At 63.8% G+C, this 22193-nt stretch carries 22 protein-coding genes, 1 tRNA gene and 1 pseudogene; 11 read left to right on the top strand and 13 right to left on the bottom strand.

Annotation, left to right across the window (positions count from 1 at the left end):
• Window positions 1-553: 553 nt before the first annotated feature.
• Genes JQ611_RS24435 through JQ611_RS24425 form a run of 3 tightly spaced genes read right to left on the bottom strand, consistent with a single transcriptional unit; the run spans window position 554 to window position 2791 of the window.
• Window positions 554-1177, bottom strand: coding sequence for an HD family hydrolase (locus JQ611_RS24435; protein WP_212264213.1), 624 nt, complete (start codon window positions 1175-1177; stop codon window positions 554-556).
• The gene (locus JQ611_RS24430; RefSeq protein WP_212264212.1) at window positions 1174-1800 is read right to left on the bottom strand and encodes a DNA-3-methyladenine glycosylase I; all 627 of its coding nucleotides are present in this window, start codon (window positions 1798-1800) and stop codon (window positions 1174-1176) included. The genes JQ611_RS24435 and JQ611_RS24430 overlap by 4 nt, the downstream gene beginning before the upstream one ends.
• A gap of 10 nt (window positions 1801-1810) precedes the next feature.
• On the bottom strand, window positions 1811-2791 hold the full coding sequence (locus JQ611_RS24425) for a folate-binding protein (RefSeq protein ID WP_312012134.1): 981 nt from the start codon (window positions 2789-2791) through the stop codon (window positions 1811-1813).
• Window positions 2792-2877: 86 nt separating this feature from the next.
• Here JQ611_RS24425 and JQ611_RS24420 point away from each other — a divergent pair, with 86 nt between their 5' ends.
• Window positions 2878-4212, top strand: coding sequence for a dihydroorotase (locus tag JQ611_RS24420; RefSeq protein ID WP_212466819.1), 1335 nt, complete (start codon window positions 2878-2880; stop codon window positions 4210-4212).
• Window positions 4213-4339: 127 nt separating this feature from the next.
• Here JQ611_RS24420 and JQ611_RS24415 read toward each other — a convergent pair whose 3' ends face one another.
• The 5 genes from JQ611_RS24415 to JQ611_RS24395 all read right to left on the bottom strand — a co-directional run bounded on the left by JQ611_RS24415 (window position 4340) and on the right by JQ611_RS24395 (window position 6953).
• Entirely contained in the window at window positions 4340-4606 is a 267-nt protein-coding gene (locus tag JQ611_RS24415) for a hypothetical protein (RefSeq protein WP_192735255.1), read from the bottom strand.
• Between the two features lie 91 nt (window positions 4607-4697).
• The gene (locus JQ611_RS24410) at window positions 4698-5402 is read right to left on the bottom strand and encodes an HAD family hydrolase (RefSeq protein ID WP_212466818.1); all 705 of its coding nucleotides are present in this window, start codon (window positions 5400-5402) and stop codon (window positions 4698-4700) included.
• A 1-nt stretch (window position 5403) separates the two neighbouring features.
• Window positions 5404-5781 carry a TIGR02301 family protein gene (locus tag JQ611_RS24405; RefSeq protein ID WP_212264208.1) on the bottom strand — a complete coding sequence of 126 codons (378 nt, stop codon included), beginning with the start codon at window positions 5779-5781 and terminating at the stop codon, window positions 5404-5406.
• Window positions 5782-5927: 146 nt separating this feature from the next.
• Window positions 5928-6347, bottom strand: a complete 420-nt coding sequence (locus JQ611_RS24400; protein WP_212466817.1) for an NUDIX hydrolase — start codon at window positions 6345-6347, stop codon at window positions 5928-5930.
• Window positions 6348-6437: 90 nt separating this feature from the next.
• A complete protein-coding gene (locus JQ611_RS24395) occupies window positions 6438-6953 on the bottom strand; it encodes a hypothetical protein (RefSeq protein ID WP_249133414.1) in 516 nt (171 codons plus the stop codon).
• Between the two features lie 62 nt (window positions 6954-7015).
• Between JQ611_RS24395 and JQ611_RS24390 the strand changes: the two genes are divergently transcribed.
• Window positions 7016-7774 (top strand): SOS response-associated peptidase, encoded by a 759-nt coding sequence (locus JQ611_RS24390; protein WP_212466816.1) that lies wholly within the window; start codon window positions 7016-7018, stop codon window positions 7772-7774.
• A 168-nt stretch (window positions 7775-7942) separates the two neighbouring features.
• On the opposite strand, the gene JQ611_RS24385 is transcribed toward JQ611_RS24390, so the two are convergent.
• The 4 genes from JQ611_RS24385 to JQ611_RS24370 are packed head-to-tail and all read right to left on the bottom strand — an operon-like array spanning window position 7943 to window position 11442.
• Window positions 7943-8524 carry an NUDIX domain-containing protein gene (locus JQ611_RS24385; RefSeq protein ID WP_212264204.1) on the bottom strand — a complete coding sequence of 194 codons (582 nt, stop codon included), beginning with the start codon at window positions 8522-8524 and terminating at the stop codon, window positions 7943-7945.
• Window positions 8525-8539: 15 nt separating this feature from the next.
• Window positions 8540-8989 carry a GNAT family acetyltransferase gene (locus JQ611_RS24380; RefSeq protein WP_212264203.1) on the bottom strand — a complete coding sequence of 150 codons (450 nt, stop codon included), beginning with the start codon at window positions 8987-8989 and terminating at the stop codon, window positions 8540-8542.
• Window positions 8990-8997: 8 nt separating this feature from the next.
• Window positions 8998-10425 (bottom strand): FAD-binding oxidoreductase, encoded by a 1428-nt coding sequence (locus JQ611_RS24375; protein WP_212466815.1) that lies wholly within the window; start codon window positions 10423-10425, stop codon window positions 8998-9000.
• Between the two features lie 24 nt (window positions 10426-10449).
• The gene (locus JQ611_RS24370) at window positions 10450-11442 is read right to left on the bottom strand and encodes an L-threonylcarbamoyladenylate synthase (RefSeq protein ID WP_212466814.1); all 993 of its coding nucleotides are present in this window, start codon (window positions 11440-11442) and stop codon (window positions 10450-10452) included.
• Window positions 11443-11510: 68 nt separating this feature from the next.
• On the opposite strand from JQ611_RS24370, the gene JQ611_RS24365 reads away from it, so the two are divergent.
• Window positions 11511-11587 (top strand) — tRNA-Pro (locus tag JQ611_RS24365).
• 261 nt (window positions 11588-11848) lie between these two features.
• Here JQ611_RS24365 and JQ611_RS24360 read toward each other — a convergent pair.
• Complete coding sequence (locus JQ611_RS24360) at window positions 11849-12178, bottom strand: hypothetical protein (protein ID WP_212466813.1); 330 nt, start codon at window positions 12176-12178, stop codon at window positions 11849-11851.
• Window positions 12179-12268: 90 nt separating this feature from the next.
• On the opposite strand from JQ611_RS24360, the pseudogene JQ611_RS24355 reads away from it, so the two are divergent.
• The 8 genes and pseudogenes from JQ611_RS24355 to JQ611_RS24320 all read left to right on the top strand — a co-directional run.
• Window positions 12269-12820: pseudogene (locus JQ611_RS24355) on the top strand (FAD-binding protein); the annotation flags it as partial.
• A 682-nt stretch (window positions 12821-13502) separates the two neighbouring features.
• The gene (locus JQ611_RS24350; protein WP_211995594.1) at window positions 13503-14768 is read left to right on the top strand and encodes an ABC transporter substrate-binding protein; all 1266 of its coding nucleotides are present in this window, start codon (window positions 13503-13505) and stop codon (window positions 14766-14768) included.
• A 114-nt stretch (window positions 14769-14882) separates the two neighbouring features.
• Window positions 14883-15938, top strand: coding sequence for an iron-containing alcohol dehydrogenase (locus JQ611_RS24345; RefSeq protein WP_212466812.1), 1056 nt, complete (start codon window positions 14883-14885; stop codon window positions 15936-15938).
• A gap of 136 nt (window positions 15939-16074) precedes the next feature.
• Entirely contained in the window at window positions 16075-16908 is an 834-nt protein-coding gene (locus tag JQ611_RS24340; RefSeq protein ID WP_212466811.1) for a helix-turn-helix domain-containing protein, read from the top strand.
• A 140-nt stretch (window positions 16909-17048) separates the two neighbouring features.
• Window positions 17049-18065: a branched-chain amino acid ABC transporter permease gene (locus tag JQ611_RS24335; RefSeq protein WP_212264198.1), complete on the top strand. Its 1017-nt coding sequence runs from the start codon at window positions 17049-17051 to the stop codon at window positions 18063-18065.
• Window positions 18066-18068: 3 nt separating this feature from the next.
• Window positions 18069-19130 (top strand): branched-chain amino acid ABC transporter permease, encoded by a 1062-nt coding sequence (locus JQ611_RS24330; protein WP_212264197.1) that lies wholly within the window; start codon window positions 18069-18071, stop codon window positions 19128-19130.
• A gap of 23 nt (window positions 19131-19153) precedes the next feature.
• Window positions 19154-19936, top strand: coding sequence for an ABC transporter ATP-binding protein (locus JQ611_RS24325; protein ID WP_212264229.1), 783 nt, complete (start codon window positions 19154-19156; stop codon window positions 19934-19936).
• Window positions 19923-22184, top strand: a complete 2262-nt coding sequence (locus tag JQ611_RS24320; protein WP_212466810.1) for an ABC transporter permease — start codon at window positions 19923-19925, stop codon at window positions 22182-22184. Before JQ611_RS24325 ends, JQ611_RS24320 begins: the two co-directional genes overlap by 14 nt.
• Window positions 22185-22193: the final 9 nt, after the last annotated feature.

Genomic DNA, 22193 nt, shown 5'->3' with positions numbered 1-22193 from the left:
GTTTGCGCTTAGACGACGGCGTGGACGGGCGTACGGCAAAACCGTGTGGTCCTGGCGCCCGTTGCAGGCGTCAAGCTGTCGGAGAAGCGCAAGCGGGAACGGCAGCGACGGAGTCAACCAAGAACTCGTCTCCGGGGAGATCACGGCATAAGCCGTAAAGCCATTGCGCAGGGAAGGCCGGGTGTTCTCCGCTGCCCTGTATGCTCGTGTGCACCTTGTTTTGTGCAAACCGCACGCGAGACCGCGGGTGCAGCGCGCACCCGGTCTTCCCTGCGCCCTCTATTCTCGAGGGCAAGGAAGTTACTTGCAAACCTCGGGCGTGATGCGCCGCGAGATCGCGAACTCACATCCGTACGGCTCGCTTGCTATGACGCAGAAATTCTCCTCACGTCGTCCCGGCCTTGAGCATGCGCAATTGCCCATCGGGGGACCCATAACCACAGGGAGAAGTTTTGCGAAAGGTCTCTGTTGCCGAGACCTCGTCGAGAGATCACGCGGTATGGGTCCCGGCGTTCGCCGGGACGACCAGCTGATGGAGCGAGGAACGCAGCCCCTACGACGCGACCGCGCCAAACCGCGCCAGAAACTGCTTCTCGGCCTTGGCTGCGGTCCATGGCGTCAGATATTCGCGCACGGTTGGTTCGGGCAGGCCGGGATCCTTGCCGAACAGGCGTTTCGCCTCGGTCTCGGCAAAGCCTGCCAGATGGGTGGCTTCGAGATAGGCCGCGCCGCGGTCGGCGGCCTTGATCGCCTGCGTGATGGCATCCGCCAGTACCGGCGGCAGGCCGAAGCGGATATGGATCGCCGCCAGCAGGCGTTTCTCCACCACCTTGTAATCGCCGCCGATCACCGCCTTGAACGGCGAGATCATGTCGCCGATCACATATTCCGGCGCATCGTGCAGCAATGCGGCGAGCCGGAATTTGAGATCGACACGCGGCATCTGCTCGCGCAGCACCGCTTCGACCAACAACGTATGTTGCGCCACCGAGAAAATATGCGCGCCGCTGGTCTGGCCGTTCCAGCGCGCGACGCGGGCGAGGCCATGGGCGATATCGGCGACCTCGATATCGAGCGGCGAGGGGTCGAGCAGATCGAGCCGCCGTCCCGACAGCATCCGCTGCCAGGCCCGGGTCGAGACATCGGAAGATTTGCCAGATGTTCTTCTTGGCGTCATTTGACCTTGAGGCGGGGCTTGCGATGTTGACCGCTGCAGGTCTCGTGGCAGAAGCACGTGACCAGATGGTCGTTGACCATGCCGGTGGCCTGCATGAAGGCGTAGACGATGGTCGGGCCGACGAACTTGAATCCGCGCGCGCCGAGCTCCTTGGATATTTTGATCGACAGCGGCGTCGAAGCCGGCACGCTGGCGGTGGTCTTGAACTGATTCACCTTCGGCTTGCCGTCGACGAAGTCCCACAGGAACTTCGAGAAGCCCGCGCCTTCTTCCATGATCTTGAGATAGCCCTTCGCGCTGTTCACGGCGCCTTCGATCTTGGCGCGGTTGCGGACGATGCCGGCATCGTTCATCAGCGCGTGAACCTTCTTCTCATTGTAGCGCGCGATCTTCTCAGGCACGAAATCGTCGAAGGCCTTTCGGAAATTTTCGCGCTTGCGCAGGATCGTGATCCAAGACAATCCGGCCTGAAAGCCGTCGAGGATCAGCTTTTCATACAGCGCGCGGTCGTCATATTCAGGCACGCCCCATTCGGTGTCGTGATAGGCCATGTAGAACGGATCTTCGCCCGGCCACGGGCAGCGGGTCTTGCCGTCGGTATGCAGGCGTGCAGAGCGGCTCATCGGACCTTGCTCATGCGACGGTCTGCTTCGGCGGCGTGCGCACGTCGTTCGGATCGGTGAGGCGGATCGCAAGCCCGCCGGCCGACAGCGTCAGGCCGGCGTCGAGCGCGTCGGCGACGCGATCGGTCCGCACCAGCGCGATGCCGTGGCCGCCGGCGGTCGATCCCATGGTGCCGACCGGCTTGTCGCCGGCGACAACGGGGATGCCGGCCTCGGGCGAGAAATCTTCCAGCGTGACCCGAACCGCGCGGGTGCGCGCGGTGCCGCGATGCTGCATCCGCGACACCACCTCCTGCCCGACGTAACAGCCCTTGTCGAAATCGATGCCGTGCAGGCGGTCCATATTGGTCTCGTGCGGAAACGCGTCGCTGTACATGAAATCGAGTCCGCCGCGCGGCACGCCCGCGGCGACGCGGCGGACCTCATAGGCGGCTTCATCGACGAGTTCTGCGCCGATCAAATCGGCGACTTTCTGCTTGAGCTCTTCGGGACCCAGGATGCGCCAACCGAGCGTTTCGTTGCGCGGGTCGGCGAAAGCAAGATCAGGCTTCATCGAGGGCTCGCCGTCCCACACCGCGAGCACGCCGAGGCTGTCGGAGAGGTTTTCCACCGCGACCTTGGCACGCAGCTTGTAGAAGCCGAGCTTGTCGGCGAGGCCTTTTGCCAATGGGCGCGGCAGGTCGATCAGGAAGCCGCCGCCATGGCCGCTGGAAGCCTCCGTGATCAGGAAATCCGCTGTTATCTTGCCCTGCGGGGTCAGCAGTGCGCCGAACCGGCCAAGGCCCGGCCGCAGCAGCGTAACGTCGGTCGTAACGAGGCCGTTGAGGAAATTGCGGGCGTCCTCGCCCGAAACCTTGACCACGCCCCGGTCGGTAAGAAACGCTGCTTTCATGCGCTGAAAAGGCCTATTTTGGAGGTTCTTCTTGAACTTCGCTGGAAGTTCTCTTGCAAGTTCTCGTTCAAGTTCTCGTTCAAGTTCCTGGGGAAACACAGGTGCCGGATATCACATGGGAAGTTAAGGCGCTAAGGTGCCGTCAACAAGCCCGAGAGGCAGCCTAAAACGGGCGTCGAGGACCGATGAATCAGCGATTTGATACCATTCTAAAATCCGGCACCGTGGTCAATCAGGACGGCGAGGGTCTCCGTGACATCGGCATCACCAATGGCCGGATCGCCGCGATCGGCGGGCTCGGGCAGGCCTCCGCCGCCGAGACGATCGACTGCAAGGGCCTGCACATCCTGCCTGGCGTGATCGACACCCAGGTGCATTTCCGCGAGCCGGGCCTGACCCAGAAGGAAGACCTCGAAACCGGATCGCGCAGCGCCGTGATGGGCGGGGTCACCGCCGTGTTCGAAATGCCGAACACCGATCCCCTGACCGTCACCGAGGCGACCTTCAGCGACAAGATCAAGCGCGCCCATCATCGCATGCATTGCGATTTTTCGTTCTTCATCGGCGGCACCCGCGACAACGTCGCCGATCTGCCGGAACTGGAACGCGCGCCGGGTTGCGCTGGCGTCAAGGTGTTCATCGGCTCCTCGACCGGCGCGCTCTTGGTCGAGGACGACGAAAGCCTGCGGCGCATTTTTGCCGTCATCAAGCGCCGCGCCGCGTTCCATGCCGAGGATGAATACCGCCTCAACGAGCGCAAGTCGCTGCGCATCGAAGGCGATCCGCGTTCGCATCCAGTGTGGCGCGACGAGACCGCGGCGCTGATGGCGACGCAGCGGCTCGTGAATATCGCCCGCGAGAGCGGCAAGCGGATCCACGTGCTGCATATCTCGACCAAGCAGGAGATCGACTATCTGCGCGACCACAAGGACGTCGCGTCCTGCGAGGCGACGCCGCACCATCTCACATTGGTGGCGCCCGAATGCTACGAGCGGCTCGGCACCCACGCCCAGATGAACCCGCCGGTACGCTCGGCCGATCACCGCGACCGCATCTGGTACGGCATCGAGCAGGGCATCATCGATGTGCTCGGCTCCGACCACGCGCCGCATACGCTGGAAGAGAAGTCAAAAACCTATCCGGCCTCGCCCTCTGGCATGACGGGTGTGCAGACGCTGGTGCCTGTCATGCTCGACCACGTCAACGCCGGGCGCTTGTCGCTGCAGCGTTTCGTCGATCTCAGCAGTGCCGGCCCCGCGCGGCTCTACAACATCGCGACCAAGGGCCGCATCGCCGCCGGCTATGATGCCGACTTCACGATCGTCGATCTCAAGCGCTCTGAGACCATCACCAACAAATGGGTGGCTTCGAAGGCGGGCTGGACGCCCTATGACGGCATGCGCGTCACCGGCTGGCCGGTCGGCACCTTCGTGCGCGGCAAGCGCGTGATGTGGCAGGGCGAACTGACGACGCCATCGACCGGCGAGCCGGTGCGGTTCCTGGAGACGCTGAGGGCGTAGGGCTTCTCTTCTGCCATTCCGGGGCGATGCAAAGCATCGAACCCGGAATCTCGAGATTCCCCGGTGCGCAATTGCGCACCTGAGGTCTGGTGCTAACGCACCATCCCGGAATGACGGAGTACGAAAATTACTGCCGCGCCAGCGACAGCGAAAACTCGCCATTGCGTACGCGCGCGGGAAGGCCTTCCACGAATTTCGCCACCGCGTCCTCGCCATAGGTCGAGACCAGTTCGGCCAGCGCCGTGAACAGGCTCGCCTGCGCCAGGCAGTCGCCGTCGACGCCATCGTGGCGCGCCTCGGCCCAGGCCTCATGGAGGTAGCTGAGCGCCGCCTGCTTTTGCTCGTGATCGGGAAGCGGGTCGCGGTGAAGCGAATAAGACGCAGGATGGCTCATGAAACTCGACAGACGTTGCGCGCGTTCCCCAGCGGAGCGCGTCTGATCGCCAAGCTGTAGCATGCGCCGCAGGGCCTGCTAGGCCACATCTTTAAGAAAGGTTAACGCCGCTCCCGGCATTTGACGGGGTCGCGGGTTCCGCGAGAAAATTCCGGGAAATGCAGTCGAGTATGGCCTGCGGCGTGGCGCAGACATGCAGCGCGCCGGCCCCGATCAATTCGTCCTTGCTGCCATAGCCGTAGAGCACGCCGATTGCCTGCATGCCGTTGTTCCTCGCGCCGACGATGTCGTGGCTGCGATCGCCGATCATCAGCGTTCTGGCCGGATCGACCGCAGCGGCCTTCAGCGCGTATTCCAGGAGATCGGACTTGTCGACGCGGGTGCCGTCGAGCTCGGAGCCGAACACATGCTCGAAATGATGGCGCAGCCCGAAATGCTCGACGATGCGTGTCGCGAACACATGCGGCTTGCTGGTGGCGACAAACAACCGGTGGCCGGACTGGCGGAGTTTCGTCAGCACTTCGCTGATCCCGTCATACACGCCGTTCTCGTACAGCCCGACGTCGGAAAACCGCTCGCGGTACAGCGACACGGCGCGGTCGGCGGAATCTTCCGCGCCCAGCAGTCTGACAAAACTGGCGCGCAGCGGCGGGCCGATGCACCAGGTCAGTTCGTCTTCGGTCGGGATGCTGTGATGGTCGAGCTTTTGCAGCGCATACTGGATCGAGCGCGTGATGCCGGGTTTTGGATCGGTCAGCGTGCCGTCGAGGTCGAAATAGATTGCGTTGAGACTCATGTCAGTTCGCATAGCGAGCAGTCAGGTCGCGCGAGATTTTCGAGCCTTCCTCGATGTAGCGGCGGATCGCGATCGAGGCGGCGGGCGTGCAGGTGCGGTAGGTCTGCTGGAAGCCGTTATAGCCGCGGTTGAAGGCGGCGATCATGCGCGCGCGGCGTTCGCCCGAAGGCGTTTCGGCATCGACCAGCGCCTGCATTTCGTTGCGCCATTTCGCACCTTCATTGTTGCCACAGATGCCGCGCAAATAGTGCAGCGTGCCGAGGATTTCGGCCAGCCGCTGCAAATCGCGGTCGAACGGCGCGGCGCCATCCTGGGCCCGCGCGGGCGCCAGATGGCAGGCCGAGATGAGGATGAGGACGGCAAAAAAGTGCTTGCGCATTTGGGGGTCCAGAACCCGCCCGATATGCCCCCTCAATGCGCCGGTGGCAAGACATAGCGTTTTCAAGCGAAGCATGCCCTCGGACTTGATCCGGGGGTGGACACTGGTTCGCGTCAAGAAAACGCGTCAAAACAAAGGACTCGCGCCTAAACCAGCTTCCGTGCGGCTGCTAAGACCTCCAGGAGGCCGCCGGTGAGCATGAGATCGCCGAGCGCATCGGGATCAAACCATCCGAAATCGTCGTGCTCATCGTTCAGGACCGGCTCCCGGGCGGTCCAGCGCGCCGCGAACGACATGATCAGATAATGCCCGCCGCCGCCGGTTCCCGGCAGCACTTCGCGCCAGCCGGCCAGCGCCAGAATCTCGATTCGCAGGCCCGTTTCCTCGTCGACCTCGCGATGCAGCGCCGTATGCAGCGATTCGCCGAATTCGACCCGGCCGCCGGGGAACGAATAAAAGCCCTTGCCCGGCGAGCGTGAGCGGCGGACCAGCAGAACCTTGCCGTCGCGAAAGATCGCGCCGCTGACGGCGAGCTGGGGACGGGTGGGTGGCGCGGGGGAGTCCAAGGTGTGATCCGGGAAAGTGGTGGACGGTTTCGGCGCGGATCATGCCCGATCGATGCGCGAAGGTCTAATGCACTGCCGTCAGGTCAGGCCTTAGTTCGACATGATGGTTTCGACGTCGGCCTCGGTGGCGCCGTTGATGATGCCGCCGGCCAGCGCCACCAGCGGCTTGACCCAGCCGGTGGCCTGCTCGGCGAGCGTGGCGCGGGTCTTGTCCTGGCGGGCTTCGCGCATCGCCGAGCCTACCGCGGTCAGGATCGAGGTCATGGTGTTGGCGACCTTGTCGAACTCGGTGCGAATCTTGGGGTCGGCCAATTCGTAGGCCTCGATCGCGAGATCGCGGGCCTTGAAATTGGAAGCCCAGAAATGCTCGGCGTAGGACAGTGGACTCCAGGTCAGAAAATCCTCGGCGCATTCCGGCATATCCGGAACCATCTCGAGCAGCATGATGGCTTCGTTGAAATGATTCAGATAGTCGGTGGCAAGCCCGGTGCGGGGATTGATGTTGGCGGCGCGCAGAAGCGCAGCGCGGGCCTCATCGATGGGGCCCGTGCGTGGCGGCGGTGTCGGGCGATCGGGTCGCGCTTCTGTGGCGGCCGGTAAGCTCATCTGTTCCAGTGTTAACAACTGGGGTTAAAAGGGATTAAACGGACACCCATTCGGGTTAGATTATGTGCGGACGTTTCGTAATTACCTCGCCGCCGGCGGCACTTAGGCAGATTTTCGGCTATGCCGAGCAGCCCAATTTCCCGCCGCGGTACAATATTGCTCCGACCCAGCCGATCCCGGTGGTGATGCTGGAGAATGGCGGCCGGCATTTCCGGCTGATGCGCTGGGGCCTGGTGCCGGCCTGGGTCAAGGATCCGCGTAAGTTTTCGCTGCTGATAAACGCACGCTCCGAGACAATTCGGGAAAAGCCCGCCTTCAAGAACGCCATCAAGCGGCGGCGCTGTCTGATCCCGGCCGACGGCTATTACGAATGGCAGGATTCGAGCGGCCGCAAACGGCCGTTCTTCATCCACCGCCGCGACGGCAAGCCGGTCGGCTTTGCCGCCCTCGCCGAGACCTGGATGGGGCCGAACGGCGAGGAGGTGGACAGCGTTGCGATCGTCACCGCGCCGGCCAGCCGCGATCTGGCGGCGCTGCATCACCGCGTGCCCGTGACGATCGCCCCCGATGAATTCGAACGCTGGCTGGATGCCCGAGCCTTTGATGCCGACGACGTCATGGCGTTGCTGACCGGCCCCGCGGAAGGCGAATTCGCCTGGCACGAGATTTCGACGCGGGTCAATCGCGTCGTGAATGACGACGCGCAATTGCTGCTGCCGATCACGGAAGAAGAGCGCGAAGCCGAAGCGCCGAAGCCGAAGAAAGCCGCGCGCAAGGCGGTGTCGGCGCCGGAGGACGAAGGGCAGGGATCGCTGTTTTGACTCCGCGTCGTCCCGGCCTTGAGCCGGGACCCATACGCCGTGCCCCATCGGTAAGAGCAAAGGCGTTTGAGACCTTTAAAAGCAATAAACATCACGCGGTATGGGTCCCCCGATGTGCAATTGCACATCTGAGCTCAAGGCCGGGACGACGTGAATTCTTGTACACACCTACCTGAAAATATTCAGCGCCGCATATTGCAACAGCATGATCGTCTTGGCGTCCGCGATGCGGCCGTCGGCGATCATCGCGAGTGCGGAATCGATCGGCAATTCCAGCACCTCGATGTCCTCGCCTTCGTCGGCGAGGCCGCCGCCGCTGCCGATCCGCATCGAGGCTTCATACTCGGCGACAAAGAAGTGCAGTTTCTCCGTCACCGCGCCCGGGCTCATGAAGGCCTCGAACACCTTCTTGACGTCGTGGAGGCGATAGCCGGTTTCCTCTTCGGCCTCGGCGCGGATTCGCTCCTCCGGCGATGCATCGTCGAGCATGCCGGCGGCGGCTTCGATCAGGAGATCGTCATGGCCGTTGACGTAGGCCGGCAAGCGGAACTGCCGCACCAGCACCACGGTGCGCAAGGCAAGATTGTACGGCAGCAAGGCTGCGGCATTGCCGCGGTCATAGACTTCACGGGTTTGCGTCTGCCATTCGCCGTTGCCGCGGCGGTAGTCGAGCGTGATGCTCTTCAACAGGTACCGGGCATGGGAGAGGACACGCTCGTCTTTGATGCGGATGCGGTCGGAGATGGTCATGGTAATCTTTCTGCATCAAGGCGTAGGTTCGCGGCCGTCGAGCCATTTGGCGAAGACAACCGTCTGCGCCTCGGCGTAGCCGATCGACTGGTAGAATGCGCCAGCGCGGGCGTTTTCGCGCCGGACCATCAATTGCACCTTGGCCATGCCGGCTGCGCGCAGCCAATCCTCGGCCGCGTTCATGATGACGCGGCCATAGCCGCGGCCGCGGCGTTCCGGATCAGTCGCGACGTAATAGACCCAGCCGCGATGGCCGTCATGGCCGGCCATGGCGGTCGCCACGATGGCGCCGCCGTCGCGGCCAATCAGCACGGTCGAATTCGGCCCGCGCCGCGCCAGCGCGATGTCGGACGCCGGATCGTTCCACGGCCGCGTCAACCCGCACGCCTGCCACAGCGCGACGACGGCGGGGATGTCGGCATCCGCGATCGGCGCGATGGCGAGGGCAGGAAGCGGCTTTGGCATTGATGCGTTCACAGCACCTTGCCGGGGTTCATGATCCCTGCGGGATCGAGCATCGCCTTGATGCTGCGCATCAGTTCGATCGCGACCTTGTCTTTCACGTCCGGCAGTTCGTCGCGCTTGAGCACGCCGATGCCGTGCTCGGCGGAGATCGATCCGCCCATCCGCAGCACGATCGCGAACACGACTTCGTTGACCTCGTGCCAGCGCGCCAGGAAGTCCGCGGTGTTGCCGCCGACCGGCTGGCTGACATTGTAATGGATATTGCCGTCGCCGAGATGGCCGAACGGTACAGGCCGCGAGCCCGGGATCAGCTTCACCACCGCGGCATTGGCCTCTTCGATGAAATCAGGCACGGCGGCGACCGGCACGGAGATGTCATGCTTGATCGAGCCGCCTTCCGGCTTCTGCGCCGCCGACATCTCGTCGCGCAGCTTCCAGAACGCCGAGCGCTGGCTGAGGTTCGCCGCGATCACGGCGTCATCGACGATGCCTTCCTCCATGCCCTTGGCCAGGATCGATTCCAGTGCGTCGCGGGCGTCATCGCGTGAGGACGACAATTCCATCAGCACGTACCAGGGGTGCTTGCTGTCAAGGGGATCGCGGATGTCGATGCCGTGACGGATGCTGAAATCCACCGCGATGTCGGCCAGCAATTCGAAGCTGGTCAGGCTGCCGGCCGCCTCGTTCTGTGAGATCGACAGCAGCTTCAGCGCCTGCGCCGGCGATTGCAGGCCGACATAGGCGGTCTCGATCGCACGCGGGTTTGGGAACAGTTTTAGCGTCGCCGCCGTGATGATACCGAGCGTGCCTTCGGCGCCGATGAAGAGATTGCGCAGATCGTAGCCGGTATTGTCCTTTTTCAGCTTCGACAGCGAGTTCAGGATCCGCCCGTCGGCCAAGACCACTTCCAGGCCGAGCGCCATCTCGCGCGCCACGCCGTAGGCGAGCGCGGCCGTGCCGCCGGCATTGGTCGAGAGATTGCCGCCGATGGTGCAGCTTCCTTCGGCGCCGAGCGACAGCGGAAACAGCCGGTCGACGTCGCGGGCGCGCTGCTGCGCGACCTGCAGCACCACCCCGGCCTCGCAGGTCATGGTGTTGGAGGCGGCATCGACCTCGCGGATTTTATCGAGCCGACGCAGCGAGACGACGACTTCGCCATTATGCGGCGTCTGGCCGCCGACCAGCCCGGTATTGCCGCCCTGCGGCACCAGCGCGATTTTATGCGCGGTGGCGAGCTTGCAGATTTCGGACACTTCCGCGGTTGATCCCGGCCGCAACACCAGCGGAGATTTTCCGTGAAACAGATCGCGCTCCTCGGTGACATAGGGCGCGATATCGGCAGCATCCGTCACCGCATATTTGTTGCCGACGATCGCGCGGAATTTCGCGATCAGTTCGGGCGGAAGCGGTGGCGCGGCGGGCTGAACGATATTCATGGTCTGGTTTCACTCCCGTCCGATTCACTCTCGCCCAACTGCGGCGCGGCGCAGCCGGTCGTTGATGGCTTCGCCCAGTCCATCGTTGGGAATGGGCATCACGGCGATGGTTTGCGCAGCCTTGCTGTCGAGCGCGCGAAGATAGCCGAACAGATTGGCGGCAGCCTCGCTGAGATCGCCGCGTACGGACAGATTCATCACCGCGGCGGCGGCGTCAATTCCCGAAACTGCATCGCTGCCGAACGCCAGCAGCGCTTCGCCGGGCTCGATCTGAATTGCACCGAGCCGCACACGTGTTCTCGGAGCATAATGGGACGCCAGCATGCCCGGCGCCAGCGGCTGGGCGCTGTCATTCTCGGCGTCCGCAGGCGGCTGCTTGAGCGCACGGCTCAGCACGCGCTCAATATCGGCGCGGGGCAGGCCACCCGGCCGCAGCAGCATCGGTTCGTCGAAAATCCCGACAATGGTCGATTCGACGCCGACGGCGACCGCGCCGCCATCGACGATCAGGTCGATCCGCCCCTCCAGATCGCTTTGCACATGGGCGGCCGTCGTCGGCGAGACGTGTCCGGACAGATTGGCCGATGGCGCCACCACCGGCCGGCCGAGGATGCGCAGGATGTCGCGCGCCACAGGGTGCGCCGGTATCCGAATCGCGACGGTCTCGAGCCCTGCGGTGGCGAGGTCGGCGACCGCGCAATGTTCGGTTTTCGACAGCACCAGCGTCAGCGGCCCCGGCCAGAACGCTTCGGCCAGCCGCAAGGCGGCCGCGTCAAAACGGCCGATTTCGCGCGCCGCGGCGAGATCGCCGACATGGGCGATCAGCGGATTGAAGGCTGGCCGGCCCTTGGCCTGGTAAAGCCGGGCTATTGCAGCCGCATTGGTGGCATCGGCGCCCAGGCCATAAACGGTCTCGGTCGGGAATGCGACCAGCCCGCCTTCGCGCAAACAATGCGCGGCAGAGGCCACCGCGGCCTCATTGGCGGGCAAAACCGACGTTTTCAGGCTTGTATTCACAGGGATTAATTCCTCAAATCGGTGCCTTGCGGTGACCGAAACCGGCAGCTATAAGCCGCGTTCTTAGTCGGAGTGTGGCTCAGCCCGGTAGAGCACTGCGTTCGGGACGCAGGGGTCGCAGGTTCGAATCCTGCCACTCCGACCATTCTTTCAAATACTTATACTTTCGATGATTTAAGCGTGCAACGAAATGGCTCGATCGAAGCAGCGCCGTGCCTGTGGAATTCGATTCTGCATACGAGCGTTGGGGTAAGGCCGTGCACGCGCTTGTCACAGCCAACGATCGGTTTGTGCAGATTTCGCCGAGGCATCCTGAGAAGTCCGCGGCTTGGGCGGAGGTGAGGGCCGCGCAATCTGAACTCGACGCTGCAGCGAACGAAATCGATCCCAAGTTCCCCGCGCGGGACTAGCGCCAGCCGCCAAACGCCTCAGCGGCTTCTTCCTGGAATTCAGGATAGTGATGACCGTAGTTCGCCTCTAGTTGCTCTACGGTCATTCCAAGCCAGCCAGCAGCCTCCCACATATCGACGCCGGCCCGCATCAGCCGCGCGCTGCTGTGTGGCGTAGCGAATGCCGGACGACATCCCTCGCCAAGCCCCGCGTCCTGCAGAATGCCTTCCCAGGCTGACCTGATCTTGCCGGCAAGAGGCTGCCCATCGCTAATGCGGTTGGCGACGAATCGGATTTGGTCGCCGTTCTCCAGAATGCCGGCCTTGCGCAGTTCGCCCGATCGCATCTGGTCGATCTTGCGCCAGCGGACCAAATGAGGGCGCAGTCGGCTAGCGATCTTTGCCGGAGGGCGCCGCTTCTTGGTTGACCGTTCCAGGGCGCCTATACCGCCAACAGCGAGGGCAATCGCTTCATCGAATGCGACTATTGGTCGGGCCAGATGATGCAGGAGTTTTACAACGAACTGCAATCCGGCAAGGGGCCGGTGTTCCTGAAGCTCAACCATTTGCATAGCGACACCGTCGGCAAGATCGAGGCCGTGCTGCACAATGTCGAGCGTCCGTCGCGCGGCCGGTTCCACGAAAATCGAGGCACGAACTACCGCGAGCGCATGATCGAGATGCATATTTCCGAGATCGGATTCTGCTCCGGCCACAGCGCATCCGGTGTCTACGTCGATGAGTTTGCGCGCACCACGGTGCCGGGCTTGTATGCCGCGGGTGACATGGCAAGTATGCCGCACAATTACATGCTCGGCGCCTTCACCAACGGCGCGGTGGCAGGGGAGCACGCGGCGGGCTTCGCCGCGAATATCGATCTTCCCGACTACGACCTAAGTGACGTTGCCCGCGAGCAGGCGCGCGTGCTGGCACCGACGAGGCGAGAGGACGGGATTCCGCCGAACCAGCTCGAATACAAGACCCGGCGCGAAGGCGGCGTGTGCACGATGTGTGCACCGAGAGATCAAAGAAAATCCAGTGACAGCCGACGTCAGCAATGTCGACCTGCGGATTTGGCGATATTCGGTACGAAAGGATCTCGTTCGACACTGCAGGAATGGTTGGGGGGGTCATCGGATCATGTCCGCACCTGAACACGCAAAGAGGCCGGGACGGCCACGAGATGGCTACCTTCGAATAAAGGCGGGACCCTATCTGCCCCACTGGCTTGCATAGCCTCAACAGGTAGCGATCGACTGAAGTCAGGCCGGTGAGCGTTGCGCCGACGATCGGGAAGAGCGAAAAAACGCAACGAACGTCATGCGCGACGTGCGGCCGATGCCTAGCCAGACGACGAACAACGGCGCCAACGCAATCGCGCGCCAACGTTTTTGAGCATGCTTTGGGGCTGGCATTTGAGCTTCAACCCAGGCGGCGCAGGTTCGGCCTGCTCGGTGCAACTCACGGCGAGCGTCGGTGAGAGGGCGGCTTATGCCGCGCTCCCCGCACATAACAGCGGCGGCGAAAATGAGACGCTTGGATATTGGCGGCTTGGGCTTTGAACGGCAGCCTTCCCGAAGGCGCCCGCGAGGGGCGCGTTACGAGACGCACATGGGGGAGGTTCGGCGTGGTCGCCGGATTCTCTCTTCCGCGTCACAGGGAGGAACAACAATGCGCAAGTCTTTGCTTGGCGCCGTCGCGGTGGCCGCCCTTATGTTGCCCGGCGCAGCTCTCGCCCAGAGCGGCACCATCAAGATCGGCATTCTGGTGGCGCTGGAAGGCGCCTTCGCGACCGGTGGCCAGGATGGTGTCCGAAATGTCGAACTGGCTCTCAAACAGGTCAACAACACCATTGCCGGCAAAAAGATCGAAACCGTCGTCGCTCCGACGGATACCAAACCCGACACGACGGTCCGTATGGCTCGCAAGCTTATTGAGCAGGACAAGGTCGACTTCATCATCGGCCCGCTTTCCGGCTCGGAAGGCATCGCCATGCGCGACTTCGCCAAGACCATCCCCGACAAGGTGGTGATCAACGGCATCTCCGGCGCGCTCGAGACGACATGGGTCGATCCGGCGGCGAACTTCTACCGCTTCAACCTCGACGGCTCGCAATGGGGTTATGGCCTCGGCGGCTACGTCGTGAAGACGAAGGGCTGGAAGAAGGTTGCAACGATCGCAGCCGATTACTCGTTCGGCTACACGAACTTCATGGGTTTTGCGGTGGACTTCTGCAAGTCGGGCGGCGACATCGTCCAGCGCTTCTGGCAGCCGCTCGGCCAATCGGATTTCGGCGGGATCATCGCGCAGCTGCCTGACAACGTGGATGCGATCTACCTGGGCCTTGGCGGCACGGATGCGATCAACTTCCTCAATCAATACCAGCAGGCCGGTGAAAAGACCCGTCTGATCGGCGGCACCATCATGGCCGACCAGACGGTTCTGACGGCGAAAGGTAAAGCGAAGGACGTGCTGAAGGGCACGCCGACCTCCGGCCCCTTCGCCGCCGACAATACCGACCCGGCATGGACCTCGTATGTGAAGCTCTATCAGGACACCTTCCCCGCCGCCCAGCGCCTGCCGTCGCCGTCGCTGTTCGGTCTGGGCTACTACGTTGCCACGCAGGCCGCCATCAAAGGGCTCGAAGCGGCCGGGGGCGATCTGTCGAACGGGCAGGCAAAGTTCAAGGAAGCGCTCAACAAGCTTCAGCTCGACAGCCCGATCGGCAAGATCACGCTGAACGAAAACCGGCAGGCGACCGGAACGGTCTTCGTCAACGAAGTGGTCGATGGACCGGACGGCAACCTGACCAGCAAGATGGTGGCCAAGACCGAAAACGTGAACCAGACGCTCGGCATGACGACGGCTCAGTTCAAGGCCCTGGGGCTGCCGGCGCGCGATGCGGTTGACTGCGCCAAGCTGCGCGCGGGCGGCTGAGCGCGCCTGCTCTTGATGTCATCTTCGGTGGCCGGCGCTCACAGCCGGCCGCCGCTTCCTTCGGAATTCCGCCATTGCAGACTCCATGCGGCGGAAATGCCGGGAGCGTGTCCGATGACTCTCATCGACTATCTCACGCGCACCCATTTCGCAGAAGCTGCGATCGAGGATGCGCTTCCCGAGGAGGTGGGGCCGCTCGCTCGGGCGCTGGTACTCGTTGACAACGAGCCGGGAAGCGCGGCCGTTTGCGCGCGCGTGCAGGAGTCACTCGGCCAGACGGTGATCAGCCTGGCGCGGACCGATCGTGCCAGCCCTCATGTGGACGCAACTGTCAGGATTCTGAGCGCCATGAGCGACATCCGGACCGGCACGCTCATCGCCGTGGGTGGATCTGCGGCCGTCGGGCAGGCGCGTCTCGCCGCGGAGCATGCATTGCGGCGAGGCGAACGCCTCATGCTGATCGCGGTTCCTGCCGGCCTTTGCGATTTCGGATTGGCGCGGCGGGTGCGCCTGGGGCAGGGCCAGCCGATCACCTGCCCGCGCCCCGACCGGGTAATCGCCGATCCGACGGTACTTGAGGGAGCATCCTCACGTCGCCTCGCCGCCGCGGCCATGGAGGTGCTGGTCCACGCCATCGAAGCCTATGCCAGCCCGGTCTATCACCCGCCGGCAGACGCGCTTGCGCTGGAGGCCACAAAGCGGCTTACGCGGTGGCTACCCGTGGCGCTTGCTTCGCCCAGTCACCGGGAAGCGCAGCGCGAATTGATGGTCGCGGCATTGACGGCCGGGCTCGCGCTGGAAAAAGCGGTTGGCGGGGTCGATGCGCTTGCGCATCCGATCAAGGCTGAACTTGGACCCGGCGTCCTGCATGGCGATCTCCAAGTGCCATTGATGGCTGCCATGGCCGACTTCAACACCGAAGCCGTGGGCGATCGATACGCCACCATGGCCGAAACCTTCGCCAGAACAACGCGGGAGCCGCACTTCAGCACCGCAATCGGAGCTTTCGCCCGCGCCATCGGCCTGCCGACCTCCTTGCGGGAGATGGGGATCAATCCGGCTCAGTTCGACCGTTTTGCGGAATTGGCAGCGAACGACCCTGGAGCGCTTGCCAATCCCCGACGGCTGACCCCCGGCGACTGCCGCCGCATTCTCGAGGCCGCCTGGTGAGCACGAATGAGCAGCACCCGGCGCGTGGCAAACGGCCTGGACCGGTGGCGGCCGGGGCAATTTGCCTGTTGTCACAACGCGATCTCCTTATACATTCTTCCGTAACCGCACACAAAGATGGGCGGGGAGGAAACCGATGAGTATTGCTCACGCGGTCGCACATGGTGCGTTCGGGCGCGCTTGCCTCTATGAGCTGGATCGGCCGATGGTGCCGCATGCCCATCGCGAGGGGCATCTGATCTTTCACGTCAGCGGACCGGTCGCCAGCGTGGTTGTCGATGGCAAGACCTTGCCGCTCACGCCCCTCTGCGCAACGGCAATCAGCCCATGGCAACCGCATTATTTCGCGCCGGTTGACCGCCGCGAACCAACGCTGACGCTCGTTCTCTATATTCGCCCGGGCTGGTTTGTTGAGGCGAGCCACACCGCCTTCGAAATCCTGCGCTTCGGCCGCTCGACCGTCGAAATGAGCGACCACATCACCCGGCTTGTCCTGGAAACCGCACGGCTTCTCGCCGACCATGGCGGCTGCGATGGCTCTTTCGAAGACCGGCTCAGTGCCCTCACCCAGGCGGCCTTCGATCAAACCTGGCAGTGGACGAGCGCGGCTGACAGGCCGGCTGCCCATTGTTCGGGACTGCGGGATTTCCGCCTGCGGCGCGCGATCAGCCTCCTGAGCGAGAGGCTCGGCGAGCCCGTCGACCTTGCAGAGATTTCGCGGAACGCCGGCCTTTCGCGCCCGCATTTTTTCAAGCTGTTTCGCGAGCAGATGGGTTTGCCCCCTACGATCTTCCTCAACGCCCTGCGCATGGAGCGCGCGATCGAGCGATTGGCCAGAGGCACGGAAACGGTTTCTGAAATCGGGCTTGATCTCGGCTTTGCGACCCCGGCGAGCTTCTCGCGGTTCTTCATCGCCAATGGCGTCGTGCCGCCGAGCGCCTACCGGCGCAGCGTCGCGCTCACACACTGAAAAAGAGGTGCTGCACTCCAAAGAAGAGACGTTCGGGCTAGAGAAAAGACGTTCGGGAAAGGACAGGCCGGCAACTTCCATCTAGCCTTCATTCCAACGGTGGCGAAGTCCGCCACGGGAAGCTGTTGGGCCGTTCTGAGATGGACAATTTCATCAAGCGCTACCCGCTCTGGAGCCTGATTTTTTTCCTCTTGGCCGCAGCGTTCCTGTGTCTTGTGCTCGCCCCCTGGCCACCCGAACTGGTGGCGGTTTGGGGCCGCAAGCAAATCTTCCTGAATGCCCTTTTGGGCGGCATCACGCTTGGCGCGCTCTACTTCCTCGTGGCAGCCGGCTTCACGCTGATTTTCGGCCTGATGCGCGTCGTCAATCTCGCGCATGGGTCGTTGTTCCTGATCGGCGGATACGTTGGCTACGAGGTCGCGACCGCCTCGGGTTCATGGCTGCTGGCATTTCCGATTGTGTTCATCGTCGTGGGGCTGATCGGGCTCTTGATGCAGTTCTTCATCTTCTCGAAAATGGAAGGCGAAGAGCTCCGCCAGACCCTGGTCAGCATCGGGCTTTCGATCGTGTTTGCCGACCTCATGCTCTGGTGGTGGGGCGGGCAATCATATTCGATCCTCGCTCCGCAATTCCTGCAGGGGCCGATGGAATTGCCCCTCGTGAGCAACGTCAACGACGCGACCGGCGCGATTACCTGGCTGCGCTACCCGTCCGTGCGCGTCTGGATCCTGGTCGCGGCAATCGTGATCGGCATTGCGATGTGGCTCGTTTTGAACCGCACCGCGCTTGGCATGCTGATCCGTGCGGGCGTGGATGACCGTGAGATGCTGGCCGCTTCCGGCGTGCGCATCCATCTGGTGTTTCTGGCGGTGTTCGGCTTCGGCGCCGGGCTTGCCGGTATCGCGGGGATCATCGGTGCCACGTTCCAGTCGCTGTCGCCCGGCGAGGATACGCGTTTCCTGCTGGCGAGCCTCGTGGTGGTGATCGTCGGAGGCATGGGGTCGATCGTCGGCGCGGCTTTGGGCGCGCTGATCATCGGGGTGGCCGAGCAGATGGGGTTTGTCTACGCGCCGACCTATTCGATCGTTCTCACCTTCCTCATCATGGCGGCGGTGCTGGCGTTTCGGCCGCAGGGCCTTCTGGGAACGAGGCGGTAGGACATGTCGGTTGCCGATCAAGCCCCTCGCTTCGCCAGCCCCGTCGACCAGCGAATGTGGTCCGAGCGCATTCCCGCCCCTTGGTGGATCTTCGGGTTGATCCTGCTGTTGCTGCCGATCGTGGCCAACAATTTCTGGCTGTTCCAGATAATGGGCTGGACTTTCATTCTGGGCATGATCGGGCTCAGCCTGATGTTCCTCGCCGGCTATGGCGGAATGGTGAGCCTGCTGCAAATGTCGATTGCCGGAATGGCCGGCTACATGGTCGCAATCCTTGGGCCGTCCGGCGCGGCCAATGTCAGTCTCGGCCTCTCCTGGTGGATCGTGCTTCCGGCCGCCTTCCTGATCGCAGCTCTTTTCGCGACGATATCCGGCGCGCTCGCCGTTCGCACGGATGGCATCTACACGATCATGATCACGCTCGCGATCGCGGCGGCCTTCTTCTATTTCACACGACAGAACTACTCGGTCTTCAACGGCTATTCCGGGTTCAACCTCGTGTTGCCGCCGAAGCTTTTCGGCGTGAACTGGCGCGATCCCCTGGCTTTCTACTACCTCACCCTTGCTTGCGCCGCTCTTTGCTACGGCGCAGTCGTCTATCTCGCGCGCTCACCCTTCGGGCTCGCCCTTCAGGGCGTGCGCGACAACCCGCGCCGCATGGCGGCACTGGGTTTCAACGTGACCGCCCATCGCGTGGCGGCCTACGCCCTGGCGAGCGTTTTCGCCTCCACGGGCGGTATTCTTCTGGTCTGGCAGAATGCGCAGATCGCGCCGGGCACGATCGGAATTTCCTCCGCGATCGATGTGCTCGTGGTCGCGGTAGTCGGCGGAATGCGCCGTCCGCTCGGACCGTTTATCGGCGCTTTCATCTACGTGTTGCTGCAAGTGTTCTCGACCGACATTCTCGGTTTTTTCGGATTCTCGGCGGATCGCTTCAAGCTGATCATCGGGATCGGCTTCCTGGCGATCGTGCTGTTCTCGCCGGATGGTGTGCTGGGCCTGTGGGATCGCTGGCGCGCGGGGCTTGCGGCGCGCAAGGCCGCAACGATGGGAGGCGGGGCATGAACGCGCCGGTCGTGTCTTCCCGGATGAATGTGCCCGGGGCTGGCAATGCCAGCTCCGGCAATGCGCTGGAACTGCGCGGCATCACCAAGATGTTCGGCGCGCTGGCCGCAATCTCGGACGTGACGCTTTCGGTGAAACCGGGCGAAAGGCGGGCCGTTCTCGGCTCGAATGGCGCGGGCAAGACCACGCTGTTCAACTGCATCACCGGGGATTTTCTGCCCACAGCGGGCCTGGTCCGGTTTTTTGGCGAGGATGTGACGGTCTTCCCGCCCCATGAGAGAATCCGACGGGGCTTGCGCCGCACCTACCAGATATCCTCGCTCTTCACCGGGCTGAGCGTGATGGACAATGTCTATCTGGCCTGCTGCGGTGTTTCGCGAAACCGTTTCTCGCTGGTCCGGCCCCGCCCCGACGATGCACTCGTGCAAGCAGCGGAAATACTGGTCGAGGCTGTGCACCTAACCGACGACAAGGACCGCTTGGTCGGCGAGCTGGCCTATGGCCAGCAGCGCCAGCTTGAAATAGCGCTGGCGCTGTCCGGCGCGCCGCGCTTCGTGCTGTTCGACGAGCCTGCGGCGGGGCTGTCGCCGACCGAGCGCGCCGATCTGGTGACGATTTTGACATCGCTGCCGGCGCACATCGGCTTCATCATTATCGAACACGACATGGATGTCGCGCTGCGTGTGGCCGAAAGCGTGACGATGATGCACAACGGCCGGATCTTCAAGGAAGGCCGGTCCGACGAGATCGAATCCGATCCGGAAGTTCAGGAGCTATATCTCGGGGGCGGTCATGCCCAGCACTGACCGTGGTCCGCCGCTACGCGGCACGCTGCCGGCGCTGCAGGTTCGTGAGCTGAACCTGTTTTACGGCCAGTCGCACGCGCTGCAGGGCGTTGATTTGACCCTGCAGGAGGGTGTGCTCAGCCTGGTCGGCCGCAACGGCATGGGCAAGACCTCGCTGTGCAAGGCGATCATGGGCCTGGTTCCGGTGTCGAGCGGTTCGATCACCGCGTTCGGTGAGGAACTGGTCGGCCGCTCCACCACCGACATCGCCCGGCTCGGCATCGGCTATGTGCCGCAGGGCCGGCGGCTGTGGCGATCGCTGAGCGTCGACGAGCATCTGCGGCTGGCGCAACGCGGTCCGCGCGGCGGCTGGACGCCGGAGCGGGTCTACGACACCTTTCCGCGGCTTGCCGAACGCAAGAACAATGCAGGCTCGCAGCTCTCCGGCGGCGAGCAGCAGATGCTGGCGATTTCGCGGGCGTTGCTGCTCAATCCACGGCTCTTGATCATGGACGAGCCGACCGAAGGCCTCGCGCCTGTCATCGTCGCTCAGGTCGAGGATATGCTGGTGCGGCTGAGCGAGGAAGGCGACGTCGCCATCCTCGTCATCGAGCAGAACATCGGGGTGGCAACCGAGATCTCGGACATGGTCGCGATCATGGTCAACGGCCGGGTCAACCGCGTTATCGAGGCGGCGCGGCTGGCAGCCGATCGCGATCTGCAGCAGCGCCTGCTCGGCGTCGGTCGCCATGGCCACGAGGAGATCGAACCGCCGCCTGCTTCCGTGAGTGAACCCGGCGGCCGCCGGACCGCAGCGGCGCCAGCTCGCAACGATGCGCCCATCCGGGTCTACCTGTCGAACCCGGTGCTGCCCACCCGCTGGAGCCCCGATGTTGCGGCGGCGCGGATCGAAGGATCGGCGCACACCCTGACGCGCATGCCCGTCGCGGCCGCGGTCGCCGCATCCGACCGCAAGGTCGGGCGCAGCATAGGTGGTCTCAACGAGCCATTCGTCGCCGTGGCCGGCACGCTTGACACCAAGGGCGAGGAGCTTCGCTTCATCGCCGACATCATCAAAGCGGCGGGCCTGCCGGTGAAGCTGGTCGATCTGTCGACCACGGGCCGGATCTCCGGCGCGGACGTGCCGCCGCTGGAGATCGCGCTGCATCACCCGCGCGGTTCCGCCGGGGTGTTCAATGCCGACCGTGGCGCCGCCGTGGCGGCGATGGCGGAGGCTTTCGAGACCTGGGTGAAGGGCAAGTCCGGCCGCGACGGCGTCAGGCTGCTCGGCCTGATTTCTGCCGGCGGCTCCGGCGCCACGGCGTTGGCGACGCCGGCGATGCGGGCGCTGCCGGTCGGCGTGCCGAAGCTGATGATCTCGACCGTCGCCTCCGGCAACACGAGGGCCTATGTCGGTCCCTCCGATATCATGATGATGTATTCCGTCACCGACGTTCAGGGACTGAATGCGATTTCGCGGCAGGTGCTGGCGAACGGCGCGCAGGCGATGGCCGGGATGGCGAGGGCGCGGCTCGAGGCGAGCAAGGCGCCGCCGCCGCGCCGCCATGCCGGCGGTGAGCGGCCGCTGGTCGGCCTCACGATGTTCGGCGTCACGACGCCTTGCGTGCAGCAGGTCACGAAACTGATCGGCGACGACTACGAATGCCTGGTGTTCCACGCCACCGGCATCGGCGGCCAGTCGATGGAGAAGCTGGTCGATGGCGGCCTGGTGCCGGCGGTGATCGACGTCTCGACCACCGAAATCGCCGACCTGTTGTTCGGCGGCGTGTTTCCGGCGACCGAGGATCGGTTCGGCGCCATCATCCGGACCCGGATTCCCTATGTCGGTTCGGTCGGCGCGCTCGACATGGTCAATTTCGGCGCGCCCGACAGCGTCCCCGAGCGCTACCGGACGCGGTTGCTTCATCAGCACAATCCGCAGGTCACGCTGATGCGGACACTGCCTGCGGAGAATGCCGCGATGGGCCGCTGGATCGGTGAACGGCTCAATCTGATGGAAGGCCCGGTGCGCTTTCTAGTGCCGGAGGGCGGGGTTTCGGCCCTCGACGAGGCGGGCAAGCCGTTCTTCGACACTGCGGCGCGCGAGGCGCTGTTCGGCGCGCTGGAGGCGAGCGTGCGGCAGACGGCGTCGCGCCAGCTCATTCGCGTTCCGCATCACATCAACAGCCCGGCGTTTGCGGCCGCGCTGGTGCAGCATTTTCGCGCGCTGCAAGGCGCACGGCCGCGCGCACGCGCCGCGGGCCGGTAGGGGATCACA

This window comes from Bradyrhizobium sp. AUGA SZCCT0182 (assembly GCF_018130185.1).
GTDB lineage: Bacteria > Pseudomonadota > Alphaproteobacteria > Rhizobiales > Xanthobacteraceae > Bradyrhizobium.
The sequence above is the reverse complement of the archived record's forward strand: the minus strand, read 5'-3'. Positions and strand labels throughout refer to the sequence as shown.

Bases quoted from the DNA above. Each gene is read 5' to 3' on its own strand.
- JQ611_RS24435 (WP_212264213.1), bottom strand. From the start codon at position 1,177: ATGACGCCAAGAAGAACATCTGGCAAATCTTCCGATGTCTCGACCCGG.
- JQ611_RS24430 (WP_212264212.1), bottom strand. From the start codon at position 1,800: ATGAGCCGCTCTGCACGCCTGCATACCGACGGCAAGACCCGCTGCCCG.
- JQ611_RS24420 (WP_212466819.1), top strand. From the start codon at position 2,878: ATGAATCAGCGATTTGATACCATTCTAAAATCCGGCACCGTGGTCAAT.
- JQ611_RS24415 (WP_192735255.1), bottom strand. From the start codon at position 4,606: ATGAGCCATCCTGCGTCTTATTCGCTTCACCGCGACCCGCTTCCCGAT.
- JQ611_RS24410 (WP_212466818.1), bottom strand. From the start codon at position 5,402: ATGAGTCTCAACGCAATCTATTTCGACCTCGACGGCACGCTGACCGAT.
- JQ611_RS24405 (WP_212264208.1), bottom strand. From the start codon at position 5,781: ATGCGCAAGCACTTTTTTGCCGTCCTCATCCTCATCTCGGCCTGCCAT.
- JQ611_RS24395 (WP_249133414.1), bottom strand. From the start codon at position 6,953: ATGAGCTTACCGGCCGCCACAGAAGCGCGACCCGATCGCCCGACACCG.
- JQ611_RS24390 (WP_212466816.1), top strand. From the start codon at position 7,016: ATGTGCGGACGTTTCGTAATTACCTCGCCGCCGGCGGCACTTAGGCAG.
- JQ611_RS24385 (WP_212264204.1), bottom strand. From the start codon at position 8,524: ATGACCATCTCCGACCGCATCCGCATCAAAGACGAGCGTGTCCTCTCC.
- JQ611_RS24380 (WP_212264203.1), bottom strand. From the start codon at position 8,989: ATGCCAAAGCCGCTTCCTGCCCTCGCCATCGCGCCGATCGCGGATGCC.
- JQ611_RS24375 (WP_212466815.1), bottom strand. From the start codon at position 10,425: ATGAATATCGTTCAGCCCGCCGCGCCACCGCTTCCGCCCGAACTGATC.
- JQ611_RS24360 (WP_212466813.1), bottom strand. From the start codon at position 12,178: ATGCGATCGGGCGAACTGCGCAAGGCCGGCATTCTGGAGAACGGCGAC.
- JQ611_RS24350 (WP_211995594.1), top strand. From the start codon at position 13,503: ATGCGCAAGTCTTTGCTTGGCGCCGTCGCGGTGGCCGCCCTTATGTTG.
- JQ611_RS24345 (WP_212466812.1), top strand. From the start codon at position 14,883: ATGACTCTCATCGACTATCTCACGCGCACCCATTTCGCAGAAGCTGCG.
- JQ611_RS24340 (WP_212466811.1), top strand. From the start codon at position 16,075: ATGAGTATTGCTCACGCGGTCGCACATGGTGCGTTCGGGCGCGCTTGC.
- JQ611_RS24335 (WP_212264198.1), top strand. From the start codon at position 17,049: ATGGACAATTTCATCAAGCGCTACCCGCTCTGGAGCCTGATTTTTTTC.
- JQ611_RS24330 (WP_212264197.1), top strand. From the start codon at position 18,069: ATGTCGGTTGCCGATCAAGCCCCTCGCTTCGCCAGCCCCGTCGACCAG.
- JQ611_RS24325 (WP_212264229.1), top strand. From the start codon at position 19,154: ATGAATGTGCCCGGGGCTGGCAATGCCAGCTCCGGCAATGCGCTGGAA.
- JQ611_RS24320 (WP_212466810.1), top strand. From the start codon at position 19,923: ATGCCCAGCACTGACCGTGGTCCGCCGCTACGCGGCACGCTGCCGGCG.